The sequence below is a fragment of the Undibacterium sp. WLHG33 genome (genome assembly GCF_049544815.1).
Taxonomy (GTDB): Bacteria; Pseudomonadota; Gammaproteobacteria; order Burkholderiales; family Burkholderiaceae_D; genus Undibacterium.
Genome location: NZ_CP186697.1, coordinates 3,080,012 through 3,100,085 on the forward strand (window position 1 = coordinate 3,080,012; position 20,074 = coordinate 3,100,085).

Annotated in this window: 19 protein-coding genes, 1 tRNA gene and 1 riboswitch; of the genes, 8 read left to right on the plus strand and 12 right to left on the minus strand. The window is 45.3% G+C overall.

Annotation, left to right across the window (positions count from 1 at the left end):
• Positions 1-57: 57 nt before the first annotated feature.
• The 9 genes from ACOTSW_RS14010 to ACOTSW_RS14050 form a co-directional block, all read right to left on the minus strand.
• Positions 58-828: a hypothetical protein gene (locus ACOTSW_RS14010; RefSeq protein ID WP_423679676.1), complete on the minus strand. Its 771-nt coding sequence runs from the start codon at positions 826-828 to the stop codon at positions 58-60.
• Positions 825-1,901: a hypothetical protein gene (locus ACOTSW_RS14015; protein ID WP_423679677.1), complete on the minus strand. Its 1,077-nt coding sequence runs from the start codon at positions 1,899-1,901 to the stop codon at positions 825-827. The genes ACOTSW_RS14010 and ACOTSW_RS14015 overlap by 4 nt, the downstream gene beginning before the upstream one ends.
• A 188-nt stretch (positions 1,902-2,089) precedes the next feature.
• On the minus strand, positions 2,090-2,308 hold the full coding sequence (locus tag ACOTSW_RS14020; protein WP_423679678.1) for a hypothetical protein: 219 nt from the start codon (positions 2,306-2,308) through the stop codon (positions 2,090-2,092).
• 144 nt (positions 2,309-2,452) lie between these two features.
• Positions 2,453-6,010, minus strand: coding sequence for an Eco57I restriction-modification methylase domain-containing protein (locus tag ACOTSW_RS14025; protein WP_423679679.1), 3,558 nt, complete (start codon positions 6,008-6,010; stop codon positions 2,453-2,455).
• Positions 6,011-6,041: 31 nt separating this feature from the next.
• Positions 6,042-9,524, minus strand: a complete 3,483-nt coding sequence (gene brxC / locus ACOTSW_RS14030) for a BREX system P-loop protein BrxC (RefSeq protein WP_423679680.1) — start codon at positions 9,522-9,524, stop codon at positions 6,042-6,044.
• A 24-nt stretch (positions 9,525-9,548) separates the two neighbouring features.
• On the minus strand, positions 9,549-10,088 hold the full coding sequence (locus ACOTSW_RS14035) for a DUF1788 domain-containing protein (protein WP_423679681.1): 540 nt from the start codon (positions 10,086-10,088) through the stop codon (positions 9,549-9,551).
• A complete protein-coding gene (locus tag ACOTSW_RS14040) occupies positions 10,081-10,788 on the minus strand; it encodes a hypothetical protein (RefSeq protein WP_423679682.1) in 708 nt (235 codons plus the stop codon). The genes ACOTSW_RS14035 and ACOTSW_RS14040 overlap by 8 nt, the downstream gene beginning before the upstream one ends.
• A gap of 358 nt (positions 10,789-11,146) precedes the next feature.
• Entirely contained in the window at positions 11,147-12,160 is a 1,014-nt protein-coding gene (locus tag ACOTSW_RS14045) for a helix-turn-helix transcriptional regulator (protein WP_423679683.1), read from the minus strand.
• 47 nt (positions 12,161-12,207) lie between these two features.
• Positions 12,208-12,936, minus strand: coding sequence for a M28 family peptidase (locus ACOTSW_RS14050; RefSeq protein WP_423679684.1), 729 nt, complete (start codon positions 12,934-12,936; stop codon positions 12,208-12,210).
• A 302-nt stretch (positions 12,937-13,238) separates the two neighbouring features.
• Positions 13,239-13,349, plus strand: a riboswitch (SAM-I-IV-variant riboswitch).
• A 26-nt stretch (positions 13,350-13,375) separates the two neighbouring features.
• Here ACOTSW_RS14050 and ACOTSW_RS14055 point away from each other — a divergent pair.
• The 8 genes from ACOTSW_RS14055 to ACOTSW_RS14090 all read left to right on the plus strand — a co-directional run bounded on the left by ACOTSW_RS14055 (position 13,376) and on the right by ACOTSW_RS14090 (position 18,602).
• A complete protein-coding gene (locus ACOTSW_RS14055) occupies positions 13,376-13,804 on the plus strand; it encodes a DUF3293 domain-containing protein (protein ID WP_423679685.1) in 429 nt (142 codons plus the stop codon).
• A 157-nt stretch (positions 13,805-13,961) separates the two neighbouring features.
• On the plus strand, positions 13,962-15,200 hold the full coding sequence (gene metK, locus ACOTSW_RS14060) for a methionine adenosyltransferase (RefSeq protein WP_423679686.1): 1,239 nt from the start codon (positions 13,962-13,964) through the stop codon (positions 15,198-15,200).
• 82 nt (positions 15,201-15,282) lie between these two features.
• Positions 15,283-15,897: a hypothetical protein gene (locus ACOTSW_RS14065; RefSeq protein WP_423679687.1), complete on the plus strand. Its 615-nt coding sequence runs from the start codon at positions 15,283-15,285 to the stop codon at positions 15,895-15,897.
• A gap of 75 nt (positions 15,898-15,972) precedes the next feature.
• Complete coding sequence (locus ACOTSW_RS14070; protein WP_423679688.1) at positions 15,973-16,140, plus strand: hypothetical protein; 168 nt, start codon at positions 15,973-15,975, stop codon at positions 16,138-16,140.
• 45 nt (positions 16,141-16,185) lie between these two features.
• Complete coding sequence (locus ACOTSW_RS14075; RefSeq protein WP_423679689.1) at positions 16,186-16,698, plus strand: YbjN domain-containing protein; 513 nt, start codon at positions 16,186-16,188, stop codon at positions 16,696-16,698.
• A 23-nt stretch (positions 16,699-16,721) separates the two neighbouring features.
• A complete protein-coding gene (locus tag ACOTSW_RS14080) occupies positions 16,722-17,204 on the plus strand; it encodes a hypothetical protein (protein WP_423679690.1) in 483 nt (160 codons plus the stop codon).
• Complete coding sequence (locus tag ACOTSW_RS14085; RefSeq protein WP_423679691.1) at positions 17,201-18,217, plus strand: ADP-ribosylglycohydrolase family protein; 1,017 nt, start codon at positions 17,201-17,203, stop codon at positions 18,215-18,217. The genes ACOTSW_RS14080 and ACOTSW_RS14085 overlap by 4 nt, the downstream gene beginning before the upstream one ends.
• Positions 18,218-18,224: 7 nt before the next feature.
• On the plus strand, positions 18,225-18,602 hold the full coding sequence (locus tag ACOTSW_RS14090) for a hypothetical protein (RefSeq protein WP_423679692.1): 378 nt from the start codon (positions 18,225-18,227) through the stop codon (positions 18,600-18,602).
• A gap of 102 nt (positions 18,603-18,704) precedes the next feature.
• Here the strand turns inward: ACOTSW_RS14090 and ACOTSW_RS14095 are convergent.
• The 3 genes from ACOTSW_RS14095 to ACOTSW_RS14105 form a co-directional block, all read right to left on the minus strand.
• Positions 18,705-18,780: transfer RNA gene (locus ACOTSW_RS14095), tRNA-His, on the minus strand.
• Positions 18,781-18,864: 84 nt separating this feature from the next.
• Complete coding sequence (locus ACOTSW_RS14100) at positions 18,865-19,422, minus strand: hypothetical protein (protein ID WP_423679693.1); 558 nt, start codon at positions 19,420-19,422, stop codon at positions 18,865-18,867.
• A gap of 196 nt (positions 19,423-19,618) precedes the next feature.
• Complete coding sequence (locus ACOTSW_RS14105; RefSeq protein ID WP_423679694.1) at positions 19,619-20,071, minus strand: copper chaperone PCu(A)C; 453 nt, start codon at positions 20,069-20,071, stop codon at positions 19,619-19,621.
• Positions 20,072-20,074 lie beyond the last annotated feature (3 nt).

Here is a 20,074-nt window from a genome sequence, read left to right on the forward strand (position 1 = left end):
TGCCCCATCTATCAATTATCGAAGGCCAAAGCACTTCTCTGTTCGTTCTTTAGCGTTTTATTGCTTGTCCTCGTTCAAGCCGTACACCTGCTGAAAAACATCCAAAACAGTGTCAACAGTCATGCCTCTTAGGCCTAAATTTTTAAGATCGATCGACTCAGATTGCATCGCTTCAATAAAGCCACGCATGTGCTCTTTAATCTCTTCTGGCAAATTAACTCGTTGTTGCGGTGAGAGGAGTTGAACCATACGAAAAACATCATTCTTGTGTTTGCTGATATGTTTCGCGTCTCCCTCGCCATGCTGCTCGCGACGTAAGCGAAGATCCTGATAAGCTCGCATCTTAAACGGAATAATGTATTCGGCAGATAGTACCGCGACCCCGTCGATTAACACCCTCCCATCTTGAAGGCAACGATAGTAACTTTCATCAAGCAATATCGCTGACAAACTAGATATGTCATCGTCCATCGGTATCGGTGTAAGAGTTGCGTCGGCTTCCAACACAACACCATCAATTGCGCGAGAGAACAACTCTAGCATCACGGGATACTCTGAATTTTGCGGCTCACTGAAGCGATAGAATTGTTTTGCCCCGCTACTCTTTTGTTTTACTTGATAACCACCCTCTTTGACGAACTCCCAAAATCGTTGCACAAATTCAGGTGTCATTACTTCTGCTGCCAAGACCAAGTCGAGATCTTTCGTAACACGAAAATCAATACCAGCTTCGTCTAAATTCAATTCGCAGGCCACACCACCTATGAGGGTATAGTGATCTTCAAAGCCTTTGAAAAAATCACGAAATTTTTCAAGCCCTTGAATCATGATTTCTTCTCCACACGATTCCATACTTGCGCCAAAAGCTCGTCGAGTGCAATCTGTATCCGATCATCCTTCATATCTTGCAAGCTCAAATACAGTGATAGCGGATCAACTGTATGCAAATTCTGGCGATGGTCTTTTGGGAAATTTGGGTCATAACGCCAGGCTTGAATATGCACGACGTCTTCGTCATAGCGAGCATCTTCGATTGCTGGACTGAATTTGGTGAACCATTCCCACTCCAATTTACCAAGTGCAAAGCAAGCTTGCTTGGGGCTAGCGAGCATGCCAAGTTTCGATAATGCCCACTCACCCGCAGCGCATTCTAAATTCACTAGCTCTTGCTGCATCCATTGAAACCTGTCTCGACACTCTTGATAAATACGTCGACTCATGTTGACTTCGCGCTTCACGGGGCTACTCAAATGAGGCAGGGCTCTTTCCCAAAGTACTTGACCGCGATCTTTAAAATACAAATTAGTCTGTCGACCCAACAACTCGAAATGCGCAATGCCCAATGCATCTAATTCGCTGTAAGCACGCGACACCGTCATTTTGCTAAGGCCTAATCGTGCCGCCCATTCTTGTGCCGGACATTGTGGCTGCCAATATCCCAAACATTCCAGCAACACCAACTGTTGCGCACAAGCGCTTAAACGAGAAACAGGCTGTGATTTGTAGGCAGCAAAATTCTCGCGCAAATCTAAAGCAGCGAATGGCAAATACAATTGCTTGCCAGGCACCACAAAGGCAATGCCTTGATCGATCATGCGCTTGCGGTGAAATGAGGTGGTGTCGCTGACGCCGTAAATAATCGGCATCGTTGTACTGGCGCGCAGCTTTTCAATGTGCTTGCGTAGGTTCGATGCGGTTTCCTGCTGCTCACCCCATGCATCCCAAATCAAGAGACATTCCATGCCAGCCACATCAATGCGGCGAAAAATCCAATTGGCTTGCAGGTATAAAGGCAAAGTGGCGGCAGCATCCCATGCCCCCAGTTCCCGGCAAGGGCGGAAGACCTCACTGATATAGCTGCATGCCTGCCCAGGCTTAGCATCGTTAAGAGAAGGGTTCATGATTAAATAGTGCCGAAAAGTTATCTCAAAAGAAACCGTAACATGAAAAATGCACGGTAACATTAACATTGTTACCGTGCAAAATCAATGTTACGTTCTTATTTTGTCACTTTCTAGCCTTTCAGAAAGGAACGTTTTCTCAATACGTAGAAAATAACAAAAAATAAACTTCGTACCCAAACGTAGGGTTACCGCACTTCGTAGATTACATCTGTAGATAGAGCTTGAAACTTCACTTCAGATATGAAATTTAGTTCTTCTCCGCTACTACTAAGAATAAATGTAAACGTCGTCGGAACTTTCTTAGTACCTGAGAGTGATTTTTGTAACGAGTAATTTTGTCTTATCAATACTTTATCGGTTGTACCATTACTGCCAGAAACAAGTAATTCTTTAATGGTTGTCATTGTTGACCTATGAGGATGAAATTTAACTCCAAAGAAATACCCAAACCGCAAAAAAATATCGCAAATCTAATCGGGGGCTGATTGCATCAATGAAAAACTCGTGTCTAGCGAAATTTCCAAAATCCAACTTCAAAGACAAATTACTCAAATCAAACTCGCTTGCCCATCTTTGTTTTTCTCAGACTTCCCTGTTGCTAGAGCAGCGGTTTTGTCAATACTTGATTCACCAAGCAACGCCACTTCAGCAGCATATCTCTCGCGCGCAGCTAACTTCTCGGCTCGAGTCAAATGATGATCATTGATACGAGCGCCTTCGCTCTCGCCATAGACGGGGCCGAGGTGGTACCACGGGGCAGTTGCTACATCGGTGCCGCGGTCTTTTTTCCAATCGATATTCGGTTTAGCGCGTAAGATGCCTGCACCTTTTTTTCCCATGTCTTTGGCCGACATGAAGGGGCGAATGTTGAGGCGTACACCGTCATTTAGATCAGGGTTCCAGCCTATAGGTTGCTCGTGCAGTGGCTTCCAGCGTACGAAGATATCGTACCCAGGTTCGCCCTCTTTGATCTTCTCTAACTCAGTCTTTAAGTTCAAAGCAGCAGCGAGGCGGATATCGGCACCGTCTTTTTTGTCTTTAACACCTTGCTCTTGCGTGCGTATCCAATCGCCTAAATAAGTGTAGATGAGTCGATCCAAATTATCAGCGGTCAACTTATGGTAATTGATGACAGCACTAAAGCCGTCTTTCAAACCGTCCCACACTTGCCAGATAAACGGGCGGTGCCCGAACATTTTACAGTGCTGCTCAAAAAACTTATCACGCAACCAGGCTTCTACACTAACCGCACCCACAGCAGCAAGTAGTTCGTTGAGTACATTGATATTCCAAGCTTCGCCATAAGCTGCTTGCAACATCGCTTCCAGCCTGTCGGCTGCGGGTTTTTCACCACGCACTGCGGGGATACAAGCGATCCCATCATCGTCGACTAAATGCGATAAGGCTGCGCATGCTTTGACCCAATGTCTTTGTTCATCGGCGAGTTTCAGCTCTGGATCTAATTCGGCTGGCCATTGATAGCCTAGGAGGCGCGCTAAGGCGACTTGCATTACTGAGTCGTCACGACGCAATGCGCCTAGAGCCGTGACTTTATCTTGCTCGTGCCAGATTACTGCGCCGCACGGGTGGCCGTGAAAAATCCATTGTCTGATGTCGCTTGTGTATGGATGTGGGAAACCATTTGGGTACATTTCTGAGGCGATACCTAACCAATACTCGAGGTCAAATTTGACTTTGAGCAGCGCTCCATTTGTTACATACACTCCACGATTTACTTCTTTTACTCTATCTCTAAATTCGTCGCTGTCTAAAAATGCTACAAGTGCCAGAAGATGCTCATCATTTATCGGGCTCATCACTGCAACCGGATTGTCAAACTTAACTCCAGAGTAATGCGATGCTCGCAAAGTCATTTGACCAACTGCGACTCCAGGCTTACCCCAGGATCGATTTCCACTCTCGTGCATGTCATGCAATTTTTCACGATTCTCCTTCGCATATCTCGCCAAACTTCCAATGCCATTTTCCCAAAATATTTTCCCGCTGCATCCGACGAAAAAATTATCCATATCTCCCGAGGAAGTTTGGAAATATTCCCATCCGAACTGGATGCTGCTAGTTTCCCAATGCTCTTGAATAAACCTGTTAGCATCTCCCGATCGAAGCCCTTGATAACAAGTAGCGAATTTTTCCAACGTAGATAGGCCGTCAACGTTAAGTCGAAATGTAAAAACACTATCATCATTTTTAACAAGAGAACGCTGAAGAATCGAGAGCAAGTCCGTCTTAATCAGTTCGTTTTTCTTAGTATCTGAATTACTGTTCTTGGATAACTCAAGGCCACGAATATAGTCCTCGCCAATTTGACTATTTTGCAAAGTTAAAAGACAAACATTAACGACTTCGCCTGTTATAGAATCAAACGCCCTTGCGCCTAATCGAGCGAGACTCTTCCACCGAGTTTTTTCTATAAGCCTTTTTCGAAATTCGACATACCTTTTCATATAGAGGAAATTCTGAGGTAAAACAGCACTAAAAACACCTCCATCATTACAAAAAGCTATACATCGATCAGTGAATGAATATGCAAGCTCGTTCTTACTATCAAAATGATATTTATCACAGAATTCCATCAACACTTCATCTTGCTTAGCTCTTGTTAAATAAGGAACATTCGTAATAACCCAGCTAAATTCACTAGCTAGCAAGGTCGCCGCTTTTGCTAAGCCTTGCGCCACAATGCCCGCTTCATGCCTCTCGTCGTTGTGGCCATCTGCATTCAAACTCAATGCTTGATTCAACGCAGCTGAGAGTTCGTCCCACTGCACGATCTTAGCGGCATCCGATTTGCGCGGATTGATCAAACTGCCCAACACAGGCGCATCAGCAAAAGTTTGATGTAACCAATCAAGCGCAATTGCTAAATTCTTTTTGCCACCCGCATCTTCAAGTTGGATGCCCAAGGCTTTCCACTCTGCTTTGGCTGCTTTTACAGATAAACCCGTGCAAGCGATATGCAATTCGGGCAGTGCACGATAGCCGCCAGCATCTGGGTAACGCCAAGCTTCAAGCGCTAAGGCAAAGGCGGCAAGTTCTACGCAGCGTTGGTCTAGCTCTAGGCCATGGATGTTTTGGCGAAGTACCGCATCCACCGCTTCTTGTGCGCTGAGTTTTTCGAGTGCCATGCGCATAGGCACTAGCATCAAAAACGCCGCCACTAAAAAGTGACCAGAGCCGCAGCAGGGGTCTAGGGTTTTGAGTTCACTTAAATGCTGCGGCCATTGTTCAAACTTACCTGCGGCGGGTTGCCAGGCAAGTTCGCCTTCTTTGGTGTTGGCAACAAAACGTAGATAGCTGAGTGGCACGCCAGGCAGTGCAGCACGTTCGCGTAAATCTTGCTCGGTCTTGGCGGTTGCGATATCGTTGGCGCTTAGGCGTTTATTCGCCCACCAGGCACCGAGTGCATTGTCGAGCAAGAAGCTGACCATATAGGGCTCGGTAAAGAGCTGGGTGACGGGGCTGAGTTCTTTTGCACCGATCTTGACGCCAGAATCATTCACGTCCTGTTTGCGCTTGGTTTGCCAGAATTGATACACCCAACCCAAGGCGTCTTGTGTTTGAAAGGTCTCTGGGGCAATGCTGGCAATTTTGTTTTCTAGATCGCGAATATGTTCCAGGGCGAGATTAAGTTGAAAAATCGGTGAATCTTGACGAAACACTTGCGGCAACATTTTTGACGCCAATTGTGCCGCATACGCCCAGGGGCTAGCAAGGCCTTCTTCATTGGCCAGCTCTGCACATTCATCCAAAGTCAGAGGCGTCACCGCGTCAAACATCAAGAGATTGTTTTGCTCTAAGAACCGCGCAAATAGCATGCGATGCCAATGTTCGTAGGCGGCTTCGGCGATCAGTAGATCGACATCTTGCGTATCGTTGGCATACTTCATGTCACCCAGTTGGCGCGCATGGGCACGCAACTTCACGCGTAACTGTTTTTCTGCATCATCGAGATAGCTAGGCGCTTGTGGCTCTGCCACGCCTAAGCGCGTAATCGCTTCACGCACCGCTTGTTCGGCAACTTCTCTGGCGTTCACTACGATGCGCTCTAATGCATTACGCAAATTCTTATCCAGTGCTTGACGCATGGTGTTCCTTCAAAATCTAAAGTTGGACTACTTAACCAATCGCCACAGGGCCTTTGGCTAATTCATTGCGAATTTGTGCTTCCGCTTCTTTGAGCCACGCTTGCAAGTCGCTTTCATTTTCAATTAAACGACGTGGGCTTTGTAGGTGTTTGACCTTAGGCTTCAGTTTGGCGATGGCAGAATGGCGCGCAGCATCAAACTTAGACATTAATGAGGCGCGCTTGTCATTCCATTGGCTGAGGCTACATTGATTCAAACTCTCTAGCACCGCATCGTTGTCTGCTAACTGTAAAGCTGGTATTTGATCAATATGGTGGTCGAGCAAAATCTGAGCTTGTTCCTCAGCGGTCAGTTTCTTCCATTGGTCATCGCCTTCCAATTGATCGCGGCAGCGTTGATACTCTGCTTCAAACTCACCATGCTTATTGACGATTGCGTCGCGAATGCCAGTGAAGGCTTGTTTGATCAGCGGATCAATCGGGTTGGGCTCTGCCAATAAACTACGGTTTTGGAAAATAGCTTGCCGTTCGTTTTCGATGTTGGCAGCAAAACTTAAGCCTTTGCAGTGCTTGAGCACGTCGTCCAGATCTTGCCATTGCAATTGGCGTTTTGTGATCAGGGCGATGGTGTTTTTCCATTGCTCGACTTCGGCTTCGATCTCTTTGCGCGCATCGAGCGCAGCACGCAGCAACTCATTACCGGCCTTCATTAACAAATTGTCGAGTAAATCTGTACTTGGGCTTTGTGGCAATGGCGCATCGCCACCGGCTTTGTGTGCCAGGTTACGAGCGGCCTTCAATGCCGGGACGATATTGGTTTGCTCTTCACCGGCATTACAGGTAATGCCTTGATCGTTAAGCAAGGCATTTATCAAGCTACGCACGTGAATTAAATCAATTTTACTTAATTGAATTTTTTCTGGGCGTAGTGTGACTTGAGTCAATGCAGAACGTTCCAAGGTTTTTGCTGAGACCAACTGACCGGTCATGTCGGTGCCAGTGAGCGCGCCGCAAGCTAACAACGCGAACACGGCACCATCAATCGCATCCTGAGGCCAGCCATACGGTGCGTTAGAAAATTTTTCGCGAACCTCTCTCCCCGTTTTTGAAACGCCAATAAAACGTAAGAGCGCTTGGCAAACCGGGTGCTTGCTCGCCTCTTCTTTAAAGCCCAAGGCCTCAATCGCGTTTTCACCACCTTCACGCTTGGCTTTGTTGTAGACGCTCTCCCATTTGGCATCGTCTGCCGAATTAAACTCTTTGTATAAGCGTTCAACAGCTTTCATACCTGCATTGCGGATTTGCTCAGGCAAGGTATCGCCATCTGCATCAGCACCACCAGCCAACTTGACCTGAATATTTCCGTAAATTTCTTTGAGCAGATTATTGAGCTTGCGCTCGGCAGTATTGCGGCTGTTTTCCATCGCGGAACGTGCATCGCGACCGGCTTCGGTGTTGGCGTTGCCACGCACTTCTAGCGTCATTTCGGCGGCTTTTAGCTCGATGATGGCATCAGCGATATCGGATTGATGACTATTGGGCACATAGATGTAGATCGTCGCTTGATCTGGCTTTGCAGCGCGCGCGGCGTCGATAAATGCTTTTTCTGCAGCGTTATGCACCCACGCATAAAGCTTCTCTGCGCTATCACTTGGTAACTCTGCATCAAAACTACAAGTAATCGCACGGCTGACATTGCTTTGCCCTTGAACCAGGCGAGCATCGCTGACCGCCTTGCGCACATAGGCTTGAATCATTTGTTGCTTGTAGCCTTCAATGCGCTGGGGGTTGCCGCGATAGTCATTCTTCTGCTTACGGAATTCGTCGTACCATTGCGCGCTCTCTGCGGTTTGCAAACGATATTCGAGACCGCGCTCGGTCGGCATGCTCATCAGCAAACCTTCTTTTTGCAAGTCGTTGAGCCAGCCTGGCAAATCTCTGCGCACGCTGTGTTTGTCGTTATTTAGGTCTTCGATTAGCAAATCAGCTAAGAACTCTTCCGTTGGCGCAATGCCATGATCCACGTCGGTTGGTAGCTTGCCGATCAAGAGAATCAATGCCAACACTCGCGCTTGTGCTTTATCTGTATCGTCCCCTGCCTTTTTACGGCCTATAGTCTCGTAAATATCTTTCGAGATCATATTGGTTTGCAACAGGTTCGTCGCGATTTGATCGTAGATAAAATCTGCAGGCAATACATTGCCTAAGGGCTTTTGCGCACTTGATTTACACGCCTCATGGACGATGCGTAATTGGTTACGTAATTGCGAACCCGTTCCTGTCACATCCAGTGCGTGCAAGACTTTTTCCCAAAAACGACGGCGTACTGGCAGCAAAGGATAATCTGCTACAACGTAACGTTCATCGTCTTTGTGATGCTCAATCGTAGAACCATGTAGATGACGTGAGATCTCCCCGAGATTGGTGTCGATGACCTCTTTGATCTGTGGTCGCGCGCTCTCTTTCTTTTGCAAAATCACCTTGCGAATGACAGCATCAACATCAGTATCTTCAAGCTGAACGGGAATTTGAAAACGACCCATCAGACGCTGCAAATTTGCCATACCTGCTAAAGCACTCTGGCCTGTACCAATAAATAAAAGCTTAGACTTGAGCTTGCTCGCTTTACAGCAGGTCTCAACCGCTTCTTGAATATCCATCGCGCGATCGACATCGTTGCCAATGTATTGCTGAACCTCATCGAGCACGACTAAGGTCAGTGGGATTTCTCCGTTGCGCTGCATGGCATCAACAATTGCCAACACCATTTCATCGTTGCTGACATCATCAACAATTGCGAATTGACTGCGCAACATTTCGCGTACTTCTTTACCATCAGAGCCTAGCTCTGGAATCGCCTGTAGGACTGCTTGATGCAGAATCGGCGAGACGTGGATGTTACGAACCTCTTTTGCCCAAGCTTCTTCGGAGTCTTTCTCGGAGGATTTGGCAATCACTTGCTGCTTCACTTGATCAAGCACACCCTTCTCTTGCAACCAGAGACAAAATTTTGCTTGGTGGTAGAGCTCAGGCAAGCCAACCGATTTGAAGATAATCGCCAGTAAGGAGAGACGCACTTTTTTTCCAGCCGACGCGCCTAAGGTGCCGGACGCCGAATGCAAGCCTGCACGTAACACTGATTGCTGAGAAAGTTCTTCAAATAGCTGTTTGGTGGATTGCGGCAGATCGGCCACACCGCGAGCAGTCTGACCATTACTTAAAGCCTGATTGACCCACAGGCTGCTCAGCATTTTTGCTAAGTGTGATTTACCCGAACCGAAGAAACCTGAAATCCACACGCCTTTTTGTTCGTTGTTGGTTTTGAGGCTGGTGAGGTAATTTGAGAGAATCAGCTCAATCCCTTGCTGATACTTGCCATCACAAACGAAGGTTTTGAGTTCATATTCGAGCGTCGACAAGGCCTCTTTGGTTTTCTCGTCTGTGACTTTAGCAACGCCGTTATTCGCTAAAAAACTTTCTACAGGGTCGTTCTGAAAAATATCACGATTCAGCATGGGCTATCCTATTGTGCTTTCAATTTAGGCTTTAATGGTTGTGGCGAGGTAACCCCAGCCGTTTTTGGCGTCGAGCAAGCGGTATACATTTCCCTCTTGTTCACCTGGAAAAAATACAAGCAAACGCCCAGTGATTTTGGCAGCGAGATTTTTGACCAAATCTGCCACTGAAGTAATACCAAACAATGTGCCGCACCCGAGTAAGGCGATAGCAGTCGCATCGTTTTGTTTATCTGTGATCTGTTGCACTAAACTTTCAACCAATTCTTTGGCGAAGTATTCGTAATTGCCGACCAAGTATTCAGGGTCTTCGAAATACGATTCTGCATAATCTTGCTTTGCTAACCAAGTTGCAAAACTGTCGCTGATATCAAGCAGTATCCACGGGTGCTGATACTTGGTAGTCGCTAATTCAAACTCAGCAACCCGTGCACGCAATTTCATTTCGTCTTCGGGCTTGTACATCAAGAACATCGTGCGCTCTTCACTCGAGCTCAATTGCGGCCACGGGAGGCTAATGTGGCTTTCATAGTTTTTCAACAGACTGCTGATACGATCAGCCATGTAACTGCTCCTTCTCTGATTCTGTTAGCCATCCAGGGAAACTGACCTCGATGATGTCACCCGATTGTTTGTAACGCAAATACGAACGCGAGGAAGCGGCCATTGCCAATGGATACAATTCGCTCGCATACGGATGCAATAATTTGCACCAATCACTATTAAAGGCACGCTGCCCCTCAAATCCCTGCAGCTTGGCGATGAACAATCCAAACGCGACATTTGCTGCATGAATTTGCGGCTGAACTCGCGTCTTGCGCGCATGCCCCTCCAAAAACCCCGCCTGTGTCCAACTGCCGTTAATGTTCTGCGCAAACGACTGTTTAGAAGCTGGGCTATAACCACCTGGGTTATGCGCCTCCAATAAATCTTCAATCTGCTGGCGACTAACACCTACACCCGGTTTAGTTTCTATCATCAAGGGCATTGCAAGGCGCAACAAAGGGTCACGACACAAGGCCAACTGCAATGCCAACACTGCTCGCGCCTCGGGTGCCTGCAACCACAATTTTCTAAAAACTCGAAACAGGCAAATACGATCTTCCAGTCCATACAAATCCAGCAAATGGCGATAGGTGAGCCGCCGTGAATTCGACGTTGGCTTTTGAAGGATATTAAAGACTTCGATATCCTCCTTAATGCGACCAAGATCAGCGCCTTCAGGATGTGCCTCAAGCAGCAACGACAACTCAACTATCATCATGCTGCGTGCTGAATGCGCACCATTTTTTCCTGACTTAAAGCCTAGGGATTCGATATTTTTAAACACCCGATTAACACTTACAATAAAAAAAGTTCATTTTCATTTTCTTAAAATACCAATTCTAATTTTTGCGTGTGAGTTTCGGTATTTTTTCCTGTCTTTTCGTGTAACGTTAATTTTGCATGATCGGTGGCAGACTGTATTTTCAGAGATACTCACAATTAAAACTGCAAAAATTGAGATCGTGTTACAATGCAATTTATGCTCTTTGCTTGAATATCGAAATCCAGAATTGCATTCATCAACTCGTGAGTACCATGCCTAAAAGCAGTAAGAAAATTTTCTGCATTAATTACCACTAATAGCTCAACTTAACGTCATCCCGCTCATACCGACGACACATTGACTGCGCAATATTTTTAATCTTTCTCCGTAATTTTTCAGGCTTGATTACTTCGACCTGATCTCCAAACGCCAATAACCACCAGCAGATTTCCAGATTATCTGGCACGGTCGCTGTGAGAGTGTAAATTCCACCTTCTTTTTCTTCTATTTTTTGATCTGACGAGATCGATGTTTCAGTGAGATGAGCGATGGCATCCACGTTAAAATTCACTACTAACTTCATCGTCGTCGCAACATCTAAAATGCCAAATGCTCCTGACGCGATATAAGTGTCCACATCAAAGTCAGTCGGGCGGTTAATCTCTTTCTCGGTGATTTCAGCAGTTTTGATCCGATGTAAGGCTAATTGGCGAATGTCTGCATACTCTTTCATCGTGCAAAGTAAATAAATAAGCTTATCGCGCACAACCAAAGCCAATGGGCTGATCATGTATTCTTTTACTTCTTTGCTTGCGCGAGGTAGATAAGTAATCTGAACACGCTTATTCTCTGAAAGGCATTGATAGATCACCGCTTGCACTTGTTCGTCTATCACAGGCGCTAATAATTGAACGCCTCTTGGTAAGACACGTACTTTGTCTGGCCACGACGCGATACTGGTGTCATGCTGATTTAAGACTGCTCTGGCAGTCTTAAACCAAGGCTGAAGATATGCCAAGGTAGAAGAAGGCAGCAAGGACTGCATATAACGCTCTACAAGCTGAAAAGTCAGCGCTGCCTGAGGTTCTAGCGTCGGCAATTCTAATTGTGCAGCATCAGCCTTCCATGACCATCCCTGAGGCTTTGCATCATCAGACACTAAAGGAACGACCTGAGATAATGTGATCAGATCACGTTGGATAGAGCGCTTGGAAATTTCATACCCTGCAGCGAATAATCTGGCTGCCAACGTAGCGACATCGACTTTGCGCGGATAACGAGGTATGTAATTAAGCATCGCCCACTGGCGTAACAGCGTGTCATTCATTATTCAAATTATTGATTAGTTGACCGAGCACAGCATCATTAGTGAATTTATTTACAATTTTCCCATCGAACTTTAGCACATGCTAAGGCGATTTTTTCTAAATAAACCAAATCCAGCCATTCTTTTGGCGAGTGTGCAAAGTGATAGCCGACAGAGACATTCGTACATTCAGGAATAATTTCACGATAATGAAACACATCTGTCGTCGCACCACGGTCATTCGGTTCCAGGTGTAAGCCTTGCTGTAGAAAGTCGGCTGCAAGATCAGCGGCAAATCGTGGACTGGCAGTTTCAATTCCAGATTGATGCGTGATAATCGATTTACTGCCCCTACGATCAAAAGCGATTGCTCGTCGAAACTGCTGTAAGAATAAGGTCTCCTGAGCGAGAAACCGACTACCTAAACACCCTTGCTCTTCGCCATCGTGAAAAACATAGTATCCAGGAACACGCGCATGAATCATGCTGACCATCAGCGCAACGCCTGCAGCACAATCGGCTCCCAGACATTCGGCTAGTGCTCGATACCGTAAGCATTTACTTGGCTCGTCTTTATCAAATATGACTTTATAAGGATTAATGCCATCTCCTTGATGCATCGTATCGATATGGCTGCTGAACAATGTTGTGGAGCGACCGACAGGAACATGAATATTTCCAAAGTCATCCTCAAAAGCAGATGGTAATGCCAATAAAAACTCTGCCAATGCAGCAACGCCTGTCCCAGCATAAGGACGCTTCAACTTCAGTGCAAACTCCAAGGTTTCACGCAGCAATTTTTCTCCTTAAATTGTTTATCTGGTTCAGCTTCGGTCGTTCTGATTCAGCGTCATTTTCAAAAATAGCGAGGAATAGCATTTCAAAGCATGAATAAGCAGTATAGATTCTACATTTCAATAACGACAAAATATGTCGCATATAAAATAGTATCAACCCTGCTTTAATACGACAAAATTTGTCGCATGAAGAAGTTATTCTTGAGCCTGTGATGTGCATTCAGATATTCCGGTACTGTGCTGAAAAATTTGAATGAGAACTTTGATGGTTGACATCGAAAAATGTTTTCTGTATAACGTCAACCATACATTGAGATCTAGGGTCGACGCCCTAAACCAACCTGCTACACTGTGCAAGGTGGTCTGCTTAAAAAGCAAATGTGGCTCTGAAAAGAGCAACCAAACAGCCAGCGTCGACCCTCCAGCTACGGAGGGTTTTTTGTTTTCTACGACGACGATTGATGCAGCAACGATTGCTGCTTACCAAGAAACGCATTATCACGTCAATGGCTTACTGCCATTCACATTGCGCATTGGCATTCCTAGTACAGAACTTAAGAAACTCTATAAAGAATCTGGCGCTAACAGCGGTACGTTAATCACAGCATGCAATCCGTACAGTGTGCTATTGAGCGATAGTCAAAATCAAGAGCATCAGCTGAGATTGGCAACTGAGTTGCGCAAACGCAGTTTGATCTTTTGTGATGGCGAAGGTCGGCATCTTTCAGGAGAATGGCATGCTGAAGCAAGTAATTTTGTTTTGGGCATGTCGCTGGAAGCTGCTAAGAAATTAGCGAATCAATTCGCTCAAAATGCGATTGTCTGGTGCGATGCAGATGCGATTCCACAATTGATTTTACTAAGATAATTTCTTATTTTTTTTAGTTGCACTCCAACAGCAGAAAAGCATTATTGCAATACAGCGTTACTCGGTCGGTCTGCCGAAAAAAATAACAGGCTGGGAGGATTTGATCCAGATTGCGACTCCCTACATTTTGTTGAACGTCGCTAAACAGGAGAATGCTATGCATATTCAAAATGGTTTATTTTCGTCTGAATCTGTGTCTGAAGGACACCCAGACAAACTTGCCGACCGTATTTCTGATCGTATCCTTGATGCGTTCCTGACACTTGATCCAAATGCACGGGTTGCTTGTGAAACCATGCTGGCAGATCAATGTGTGATCGTCGCTGGTGAATTCAAAACACGCGACCATCAGATATTCACCTCAGTAAGAGATCAGGCGGAGCAATTAGTTCGCGAAGTATTACGCGATACAGGCTATCGCAATGCAGCTACGGGTATTGATCCTGATGCTTGTGAAATACAGATTCGTTTCAATACGCAATCAGATGATATCAGCCAAGGCGTTGATCGTCAGATCAAACCCACCCCTGTTGCACTCATCGACTTTGGTGATCGTGGCAGAAAGAGTCCAATTCAAGCAACTGAGCCTGAAGCGGATAACGCGTCTGCATCAGTGTTAGGTGCTGGCGATCAAGGGTTGATGTTTGGGTATGCCTGTGATGAAACACCAGAACTCATGCCTATTCCTATCGTTTATGCACATCGCTTGGTCAAGCGGCAAGCAGAACTGCGCAAATCAGGTGTGCTGCCATGGTTAAAACCTGATGCAAAATCACAAGTCACATTTCGATATGTGAATGGTCGACCTACTGAAGTGGAAGCCGTTGTTCTTTCTACGCAGCACGATGAAGCAGTGAGTCAAGAGCAAGTCCATCGCGATGTGGAAAAATATATTATTGATTTTGTGATTCCTCGAGAATTACGCTCTGCTCATTTCAAAGCATTCATTAATCCTACTGGTCGCTTTGTGATCGGTGGCTCAAAAGGTGATGTCGGCTTAACAGGACGCAAAATCATTGTGGACACCTATGGTGGTGCTGCACCTCATGGTGGTGGTGCATTTTCAGGTAAAGACCCCTCAAAAGTAGATCGCTCTGCTGCTTACATGGCGAGATATTTAGCAAAACAAGTCGTCGCACGCGGCTGGGCAGGCAAGGCATTAATTCAACTGGCTTATGCCATTGGCGTTGCCACGCCTGTCAGTTTTTCTGTTGAGACATTTAACACAGCAACAGATCCACAGCGCGACATCACAGCACTTCTGTCGTCCGAGTTTGATCTTACACCGCGTGGAATCATTAACCACCTGCAACTACAACGCCCAATCTATTATCCAACTGCTGCCTACGGACACTTTGGGCGAACCGATATCGATTTACCTTGGGAACGAATTTAGTTTTTTCTCAAAAGAAGCACCCATAGGGGGATTTGTTCCAGCTTGCGACCCCAATTTAATTATCGCTAAACAGGAGATATTCATGCACGCCAACACAGCACAACAGCAACCAATACATCCTTTGCGGATTGAGGTATTTATCCGCCACCGCATTCAACAACTAGGTCTGACTGAAGACGCATTTATCCTCAAAATGGAGATGCGCAATTTCAAACGAAAACAAAAGAAATTGCATCATTTGTTTCAAGCACATTGGCAGCTTGCAGAACAAGTTGTGCCATTTCTGGCAGCAGCATTGAATGTCTCAACTGAGATGGTTGAATATGTAATCGAGCAAACAAAGGCGGATATAGCCTCTGAAAATGATGCCCTGCGACGTCAGCATTTCAAACCACAAGCCTTTTTCCTTACAAAACTATCGATCCCGACATCCATCACGATGGCTGGCATCACCGGAACAACACAACACGTCGATATTACCGATGTCGACGAGCAGGACTACGCAGATTGCGTCCTCCAATACATTCACAAGTATCCGAACAAGATACGTATGCTTCATGGATTTTTTGGTGGAGTTCTAGGGTTTTGTATTGCTTATACGCCAGATCTGATTGTTCAGTTTGATCTGCAAGGTAATTTCATTGGCACTACTGAAAAAGTAGCATTACCTGGCCGCTGCGTAATCAGTATCAGATAGTAATTAACATTCAAAGCGACATCTTCTGTCGCAATAAACAGCTATAAATTTATAGCACTACAAGAGGAGATGACTATGTACAGCACTCAACAACGTCCATCCAATACAAGTTTTTGGCATACCTATATGAAGGACAACAGCGAGCGAAGTGCAATTATGCGTGCGGATCAATTAAAACAACAATTTCCGAACATGCAGGTGCGAGTTGTTGATGACAATGGTCGCCTGATTTATCAGGCTTAACAAACAAACCGTCAACTATTTCACTTTATCAGATCAAAAATAATGATGACAATTTTAGAAGAAACCCAAGTGAATCCGCACACCATTGCCAATCATCTCGAATGCAGCGGAATCGAAGTCGTCAAGCAGGAATTTAACAAGAGTGGTTCCTGGATTCTACTGGTTACCGGAGCCGGTCTGAATTTTAGGATCTCTTTTGATGAAGAGAGAAAATTTCTCAGATTTTCTACTTTCTTACCTCTTGATCCGTCACGAACATACGAAAGCAAATTGCAATTAGTACAGAAATTTAATTCTGAATTATTTTTGGCTAATTTTTGCTTGGACAAAGATGATGATTTGCTGGTGATTTATTACATGAGCTTTGTACAAGGATTAAATCTTGCGCAATTCATGAAAGTCACCATGCGCTATACAGAATTGTTAGAACACATTGTCGAAACCCAAAACGCGGATCACATGATCAAGTTTTCTAATAACGCTGATGACGATGATGCAGACGAAAGCAGTATGAGTAATCACGGCATCAGCGTGCCACCCAATACATTTCTAAATTAATGCTAACCATAAGTGAGATTGCGATGAGAAAAATATTTACCGAAGACGAAGTGAATTTAGATAGTTTGCAAGCACATTTTCTGGATAGTGGATTCACTATCGAAAATCCTAAAAATTCCAGTTTTGGAGTACGTAGCGTAGACGGTCTTTATATCGTCATCCGCCTTGATGAACAAAAAAAGTATGTTGGCTTTTATTGCTATTTTGATTTAGATAAATTGCTGCTGGTACAACGCTACAACTATGACTTGTTCCTTGCCTGCTTTTCCTTGGGAAAAGATGAGAATGATCTGGTTGTCAGCTACGTCATGTCTTATGAATTGGGTTTAATCGCTGGGCAAATGATGCATGTTTTCCGTCGTTTTTCAGGCTTACTCGACAGTCTCATTCAACATGAGAATGAGGACAAATTTATAGTCTTTGGGCATCCCGATGAAAATGCTGACGACGCCACCTCTGAAACAGAAGTTCCTGTAACCATTCCAAACGGAGATCTGTTGCAATGAGCCATCCAATCCATGACGAGCTGGAAGATGATTACGTCCCCATACCAAAACCACAGAGTTTTATTGACTTGCAAAGAGAAAATCCAACCAATCAACAGTTAGGAGGGCTGATTGGCTTACTTTGTGGTGATGCTGTTGGCGTTCCTTATGAATTTCATCCCGCAGAGGAAATACCAGAAAAATCCTTGATTGATATGGTACCTCCACCAGCGCCATTTCGTCGTAGTCACAGACAAGTGCCAGTTGGTACGTGGAGTGATGATGGTGCACAAGCCTTATGCCTTTGTACCTGCATTAATCATGATTCGAAACTTGATATACACGATTTTGCTCAACGTTTATGTGATTGGTATGAGGATGGTTATCTGGCTGTCGATAACAAGGTGTTTGATGTCGGCATCCAAACTTCAGAAGCGATAGATCGGTTACTGAACGGTACTGATCCACACAAGTCTGGCAATGCCGATGAGATGAGTAACGGCAATGGAAGTTTAATGCGGGTATTGCCTCTCGCTTTGTATATGAGTCATACCGATGATGCTCTGGTGCATGATGCGCATTTGCAATCCCTGCCAACCCATGCACACCCAAGATCTTTGGTGGCTTGTGCCTATTATTGTCTGGTTGCACGTGCTTACTTAGAAGGCAACGAGGCACCATGGGATGACGCTGTAACTCGACTCACTCGTGTTTATACAAACTGGCATATCAGCGAAGAACGGTTTATTTTTTTGAATGAGTTGGCATTGATTTTAGACTCACCACTTCGGGAACAGCCTAAGGGGTCAGGCTATGTCGTTGATACCTTGTGGTCAGCTAAAAAAGCCATGGAAGAATCCAGTTATGAAGCAGTGATTCAAGCAGCGATTGCATTCGGTAACGATACCGATACAACCGCCTGCGTCGCAGGTGGCTTGGCAGGTGTTCGCTTTGGCTTGAGTGGTATTCCATCGCGCTGGCTGATGCAATTACGGGGCTTTGACGTATTGCAACCTTACCTAATCAATTTCTAAAGGAAATATGACAACGACTTTTAACGTTACTGATGAATTTTTAGAAGACTATATTCGCCTCATCCTGTTTTACAAATGGGATCCAATTAAGGTAAGCGGCTACAGGATGTCTCCTGAAGATATTGAAGATACAGGAGGGGACATACTTAGGCTGAAACTACGACCAACCACATTTGCTATGGGCTTCACTGAAGACGAATATGACGGCTATATGCATGACATTAAGGAGCTAATGATTCAACGTCAATCTGAGAAAGAGATTTATCAATATTTACGCGAAATTGAAATTCACTGTATGTCAGATGGTAATGCGGCAAATACCAAGAGTGCTGCGAAGCGATTGTTTATAGCGAGTCAGCATTTATCTGCGAAACCACATTCTTAGAATTTGGTTACATGGTGGTTACACAGATAAAAATCAAATTACAGAAACAACAAAGGCTTACAAACGTAAATTTGTAAGCCTTTGTTTTTAAAACGAATTCTGTGGGGTGGACGATGGGGCTCGAACCCACGACAACAGGAATCACAATCCTGGACTCTACCAACTGAGCTACGACCACCACTGAATTTCACCTGAATTTTACCCCAAGTGAGCTACGCATTATATAAGGATTTCGCCCCCATAGCAATACTTTCTCAAGCAATCAGGTCATTAAACTGAGGAATGCATTCATCGTGCAGTCGCGTTGATGCGAGACTTTGGACCAGCTCAGTGCACTCCTCTCTTGTATTTGCTTATTCAGATGGAGAGATGACTGGTGGCGGTTGATCACTTGCGTCGATAAAAAGCGATGCAGCAAATGCCGCTGGTCCTGATGCAATGCTTCATAAAATGCCAGGCACAAATCACGCATACGGATATTTTCAGTCGTACCGGACTGCTCTTCCTGCTCAAGCTGGGAAAACAGCTCAGGTAAAGCAAAGCTGTCTTTCTGCATTGATTCCCGCTGCGCTGATTGCCATTGTTCACGTCGCACTTCGCGTTGACGTAAGATGTGGCTCAAGGTGCCGACAGTTTCATGCCAGAATGCGCTTTGCTTTGGTGTCAGCGCCAGTAGGTGATGCACATCATCCGCCCGTGACAGCAAATGTTCTATACGGATTCGATCGAAAGGAACACGGCTGAGGATCGCACTGTCTGATATGGCAACAGCCATATCAATGGCGAGTGCGTTTCTTTTAGTGAAGGAAATTCGTCGCATAAAATCTGTCTAGTCAGAATGAGTCTGAATAAAAAATGCCTACGTAATTCCTACGTAGGCATGAACTCACAATCCAGTGAGAAGAGGAGCGTGCGTTGAAACAGTTAATAATATAACTGCACCACCCCGCATCACCGGAAGCTATTACAAATTTTTACTCGCCATAGAAAAGCGTCACAATTTGTGCGCCGGAAACTTACATTTTGTGTTCCGTCGTTGTCATACTTTTGACGGTCGCTTTCACATCCACAGTTTCCTGTTTTTTATTTTCATCTTCGAAAATCAATTTCAGTGTCACCGCATCTCCGGCTTTCGCTTGTGCCTTCAAGTCCATCAGCATGACATGATAACCACCAGGTTTGAGCTCGACATTTTTTCCGGCCGGCACATCCAGTTGAGGAATCGCACGCATTTTCATAACGTTATTGTCCATCTTCATTTCATGCACTTCCACCAGACCGGCTGCCGCCGACTGCACTTCGATCAGGCGTACATTTTTTGTACTTTGAATCTGCATAAATGCACCAGTCGCTTTTTGCTGTGGCACGGTAGCTCTGACCCACGCATCCTTCACCACAATTTCAGCTTGTGCGGCCAAAGTAAAGGTGGAGATGGAAGCAGCGATGATGGATTTGATAAACATGTTCATAAG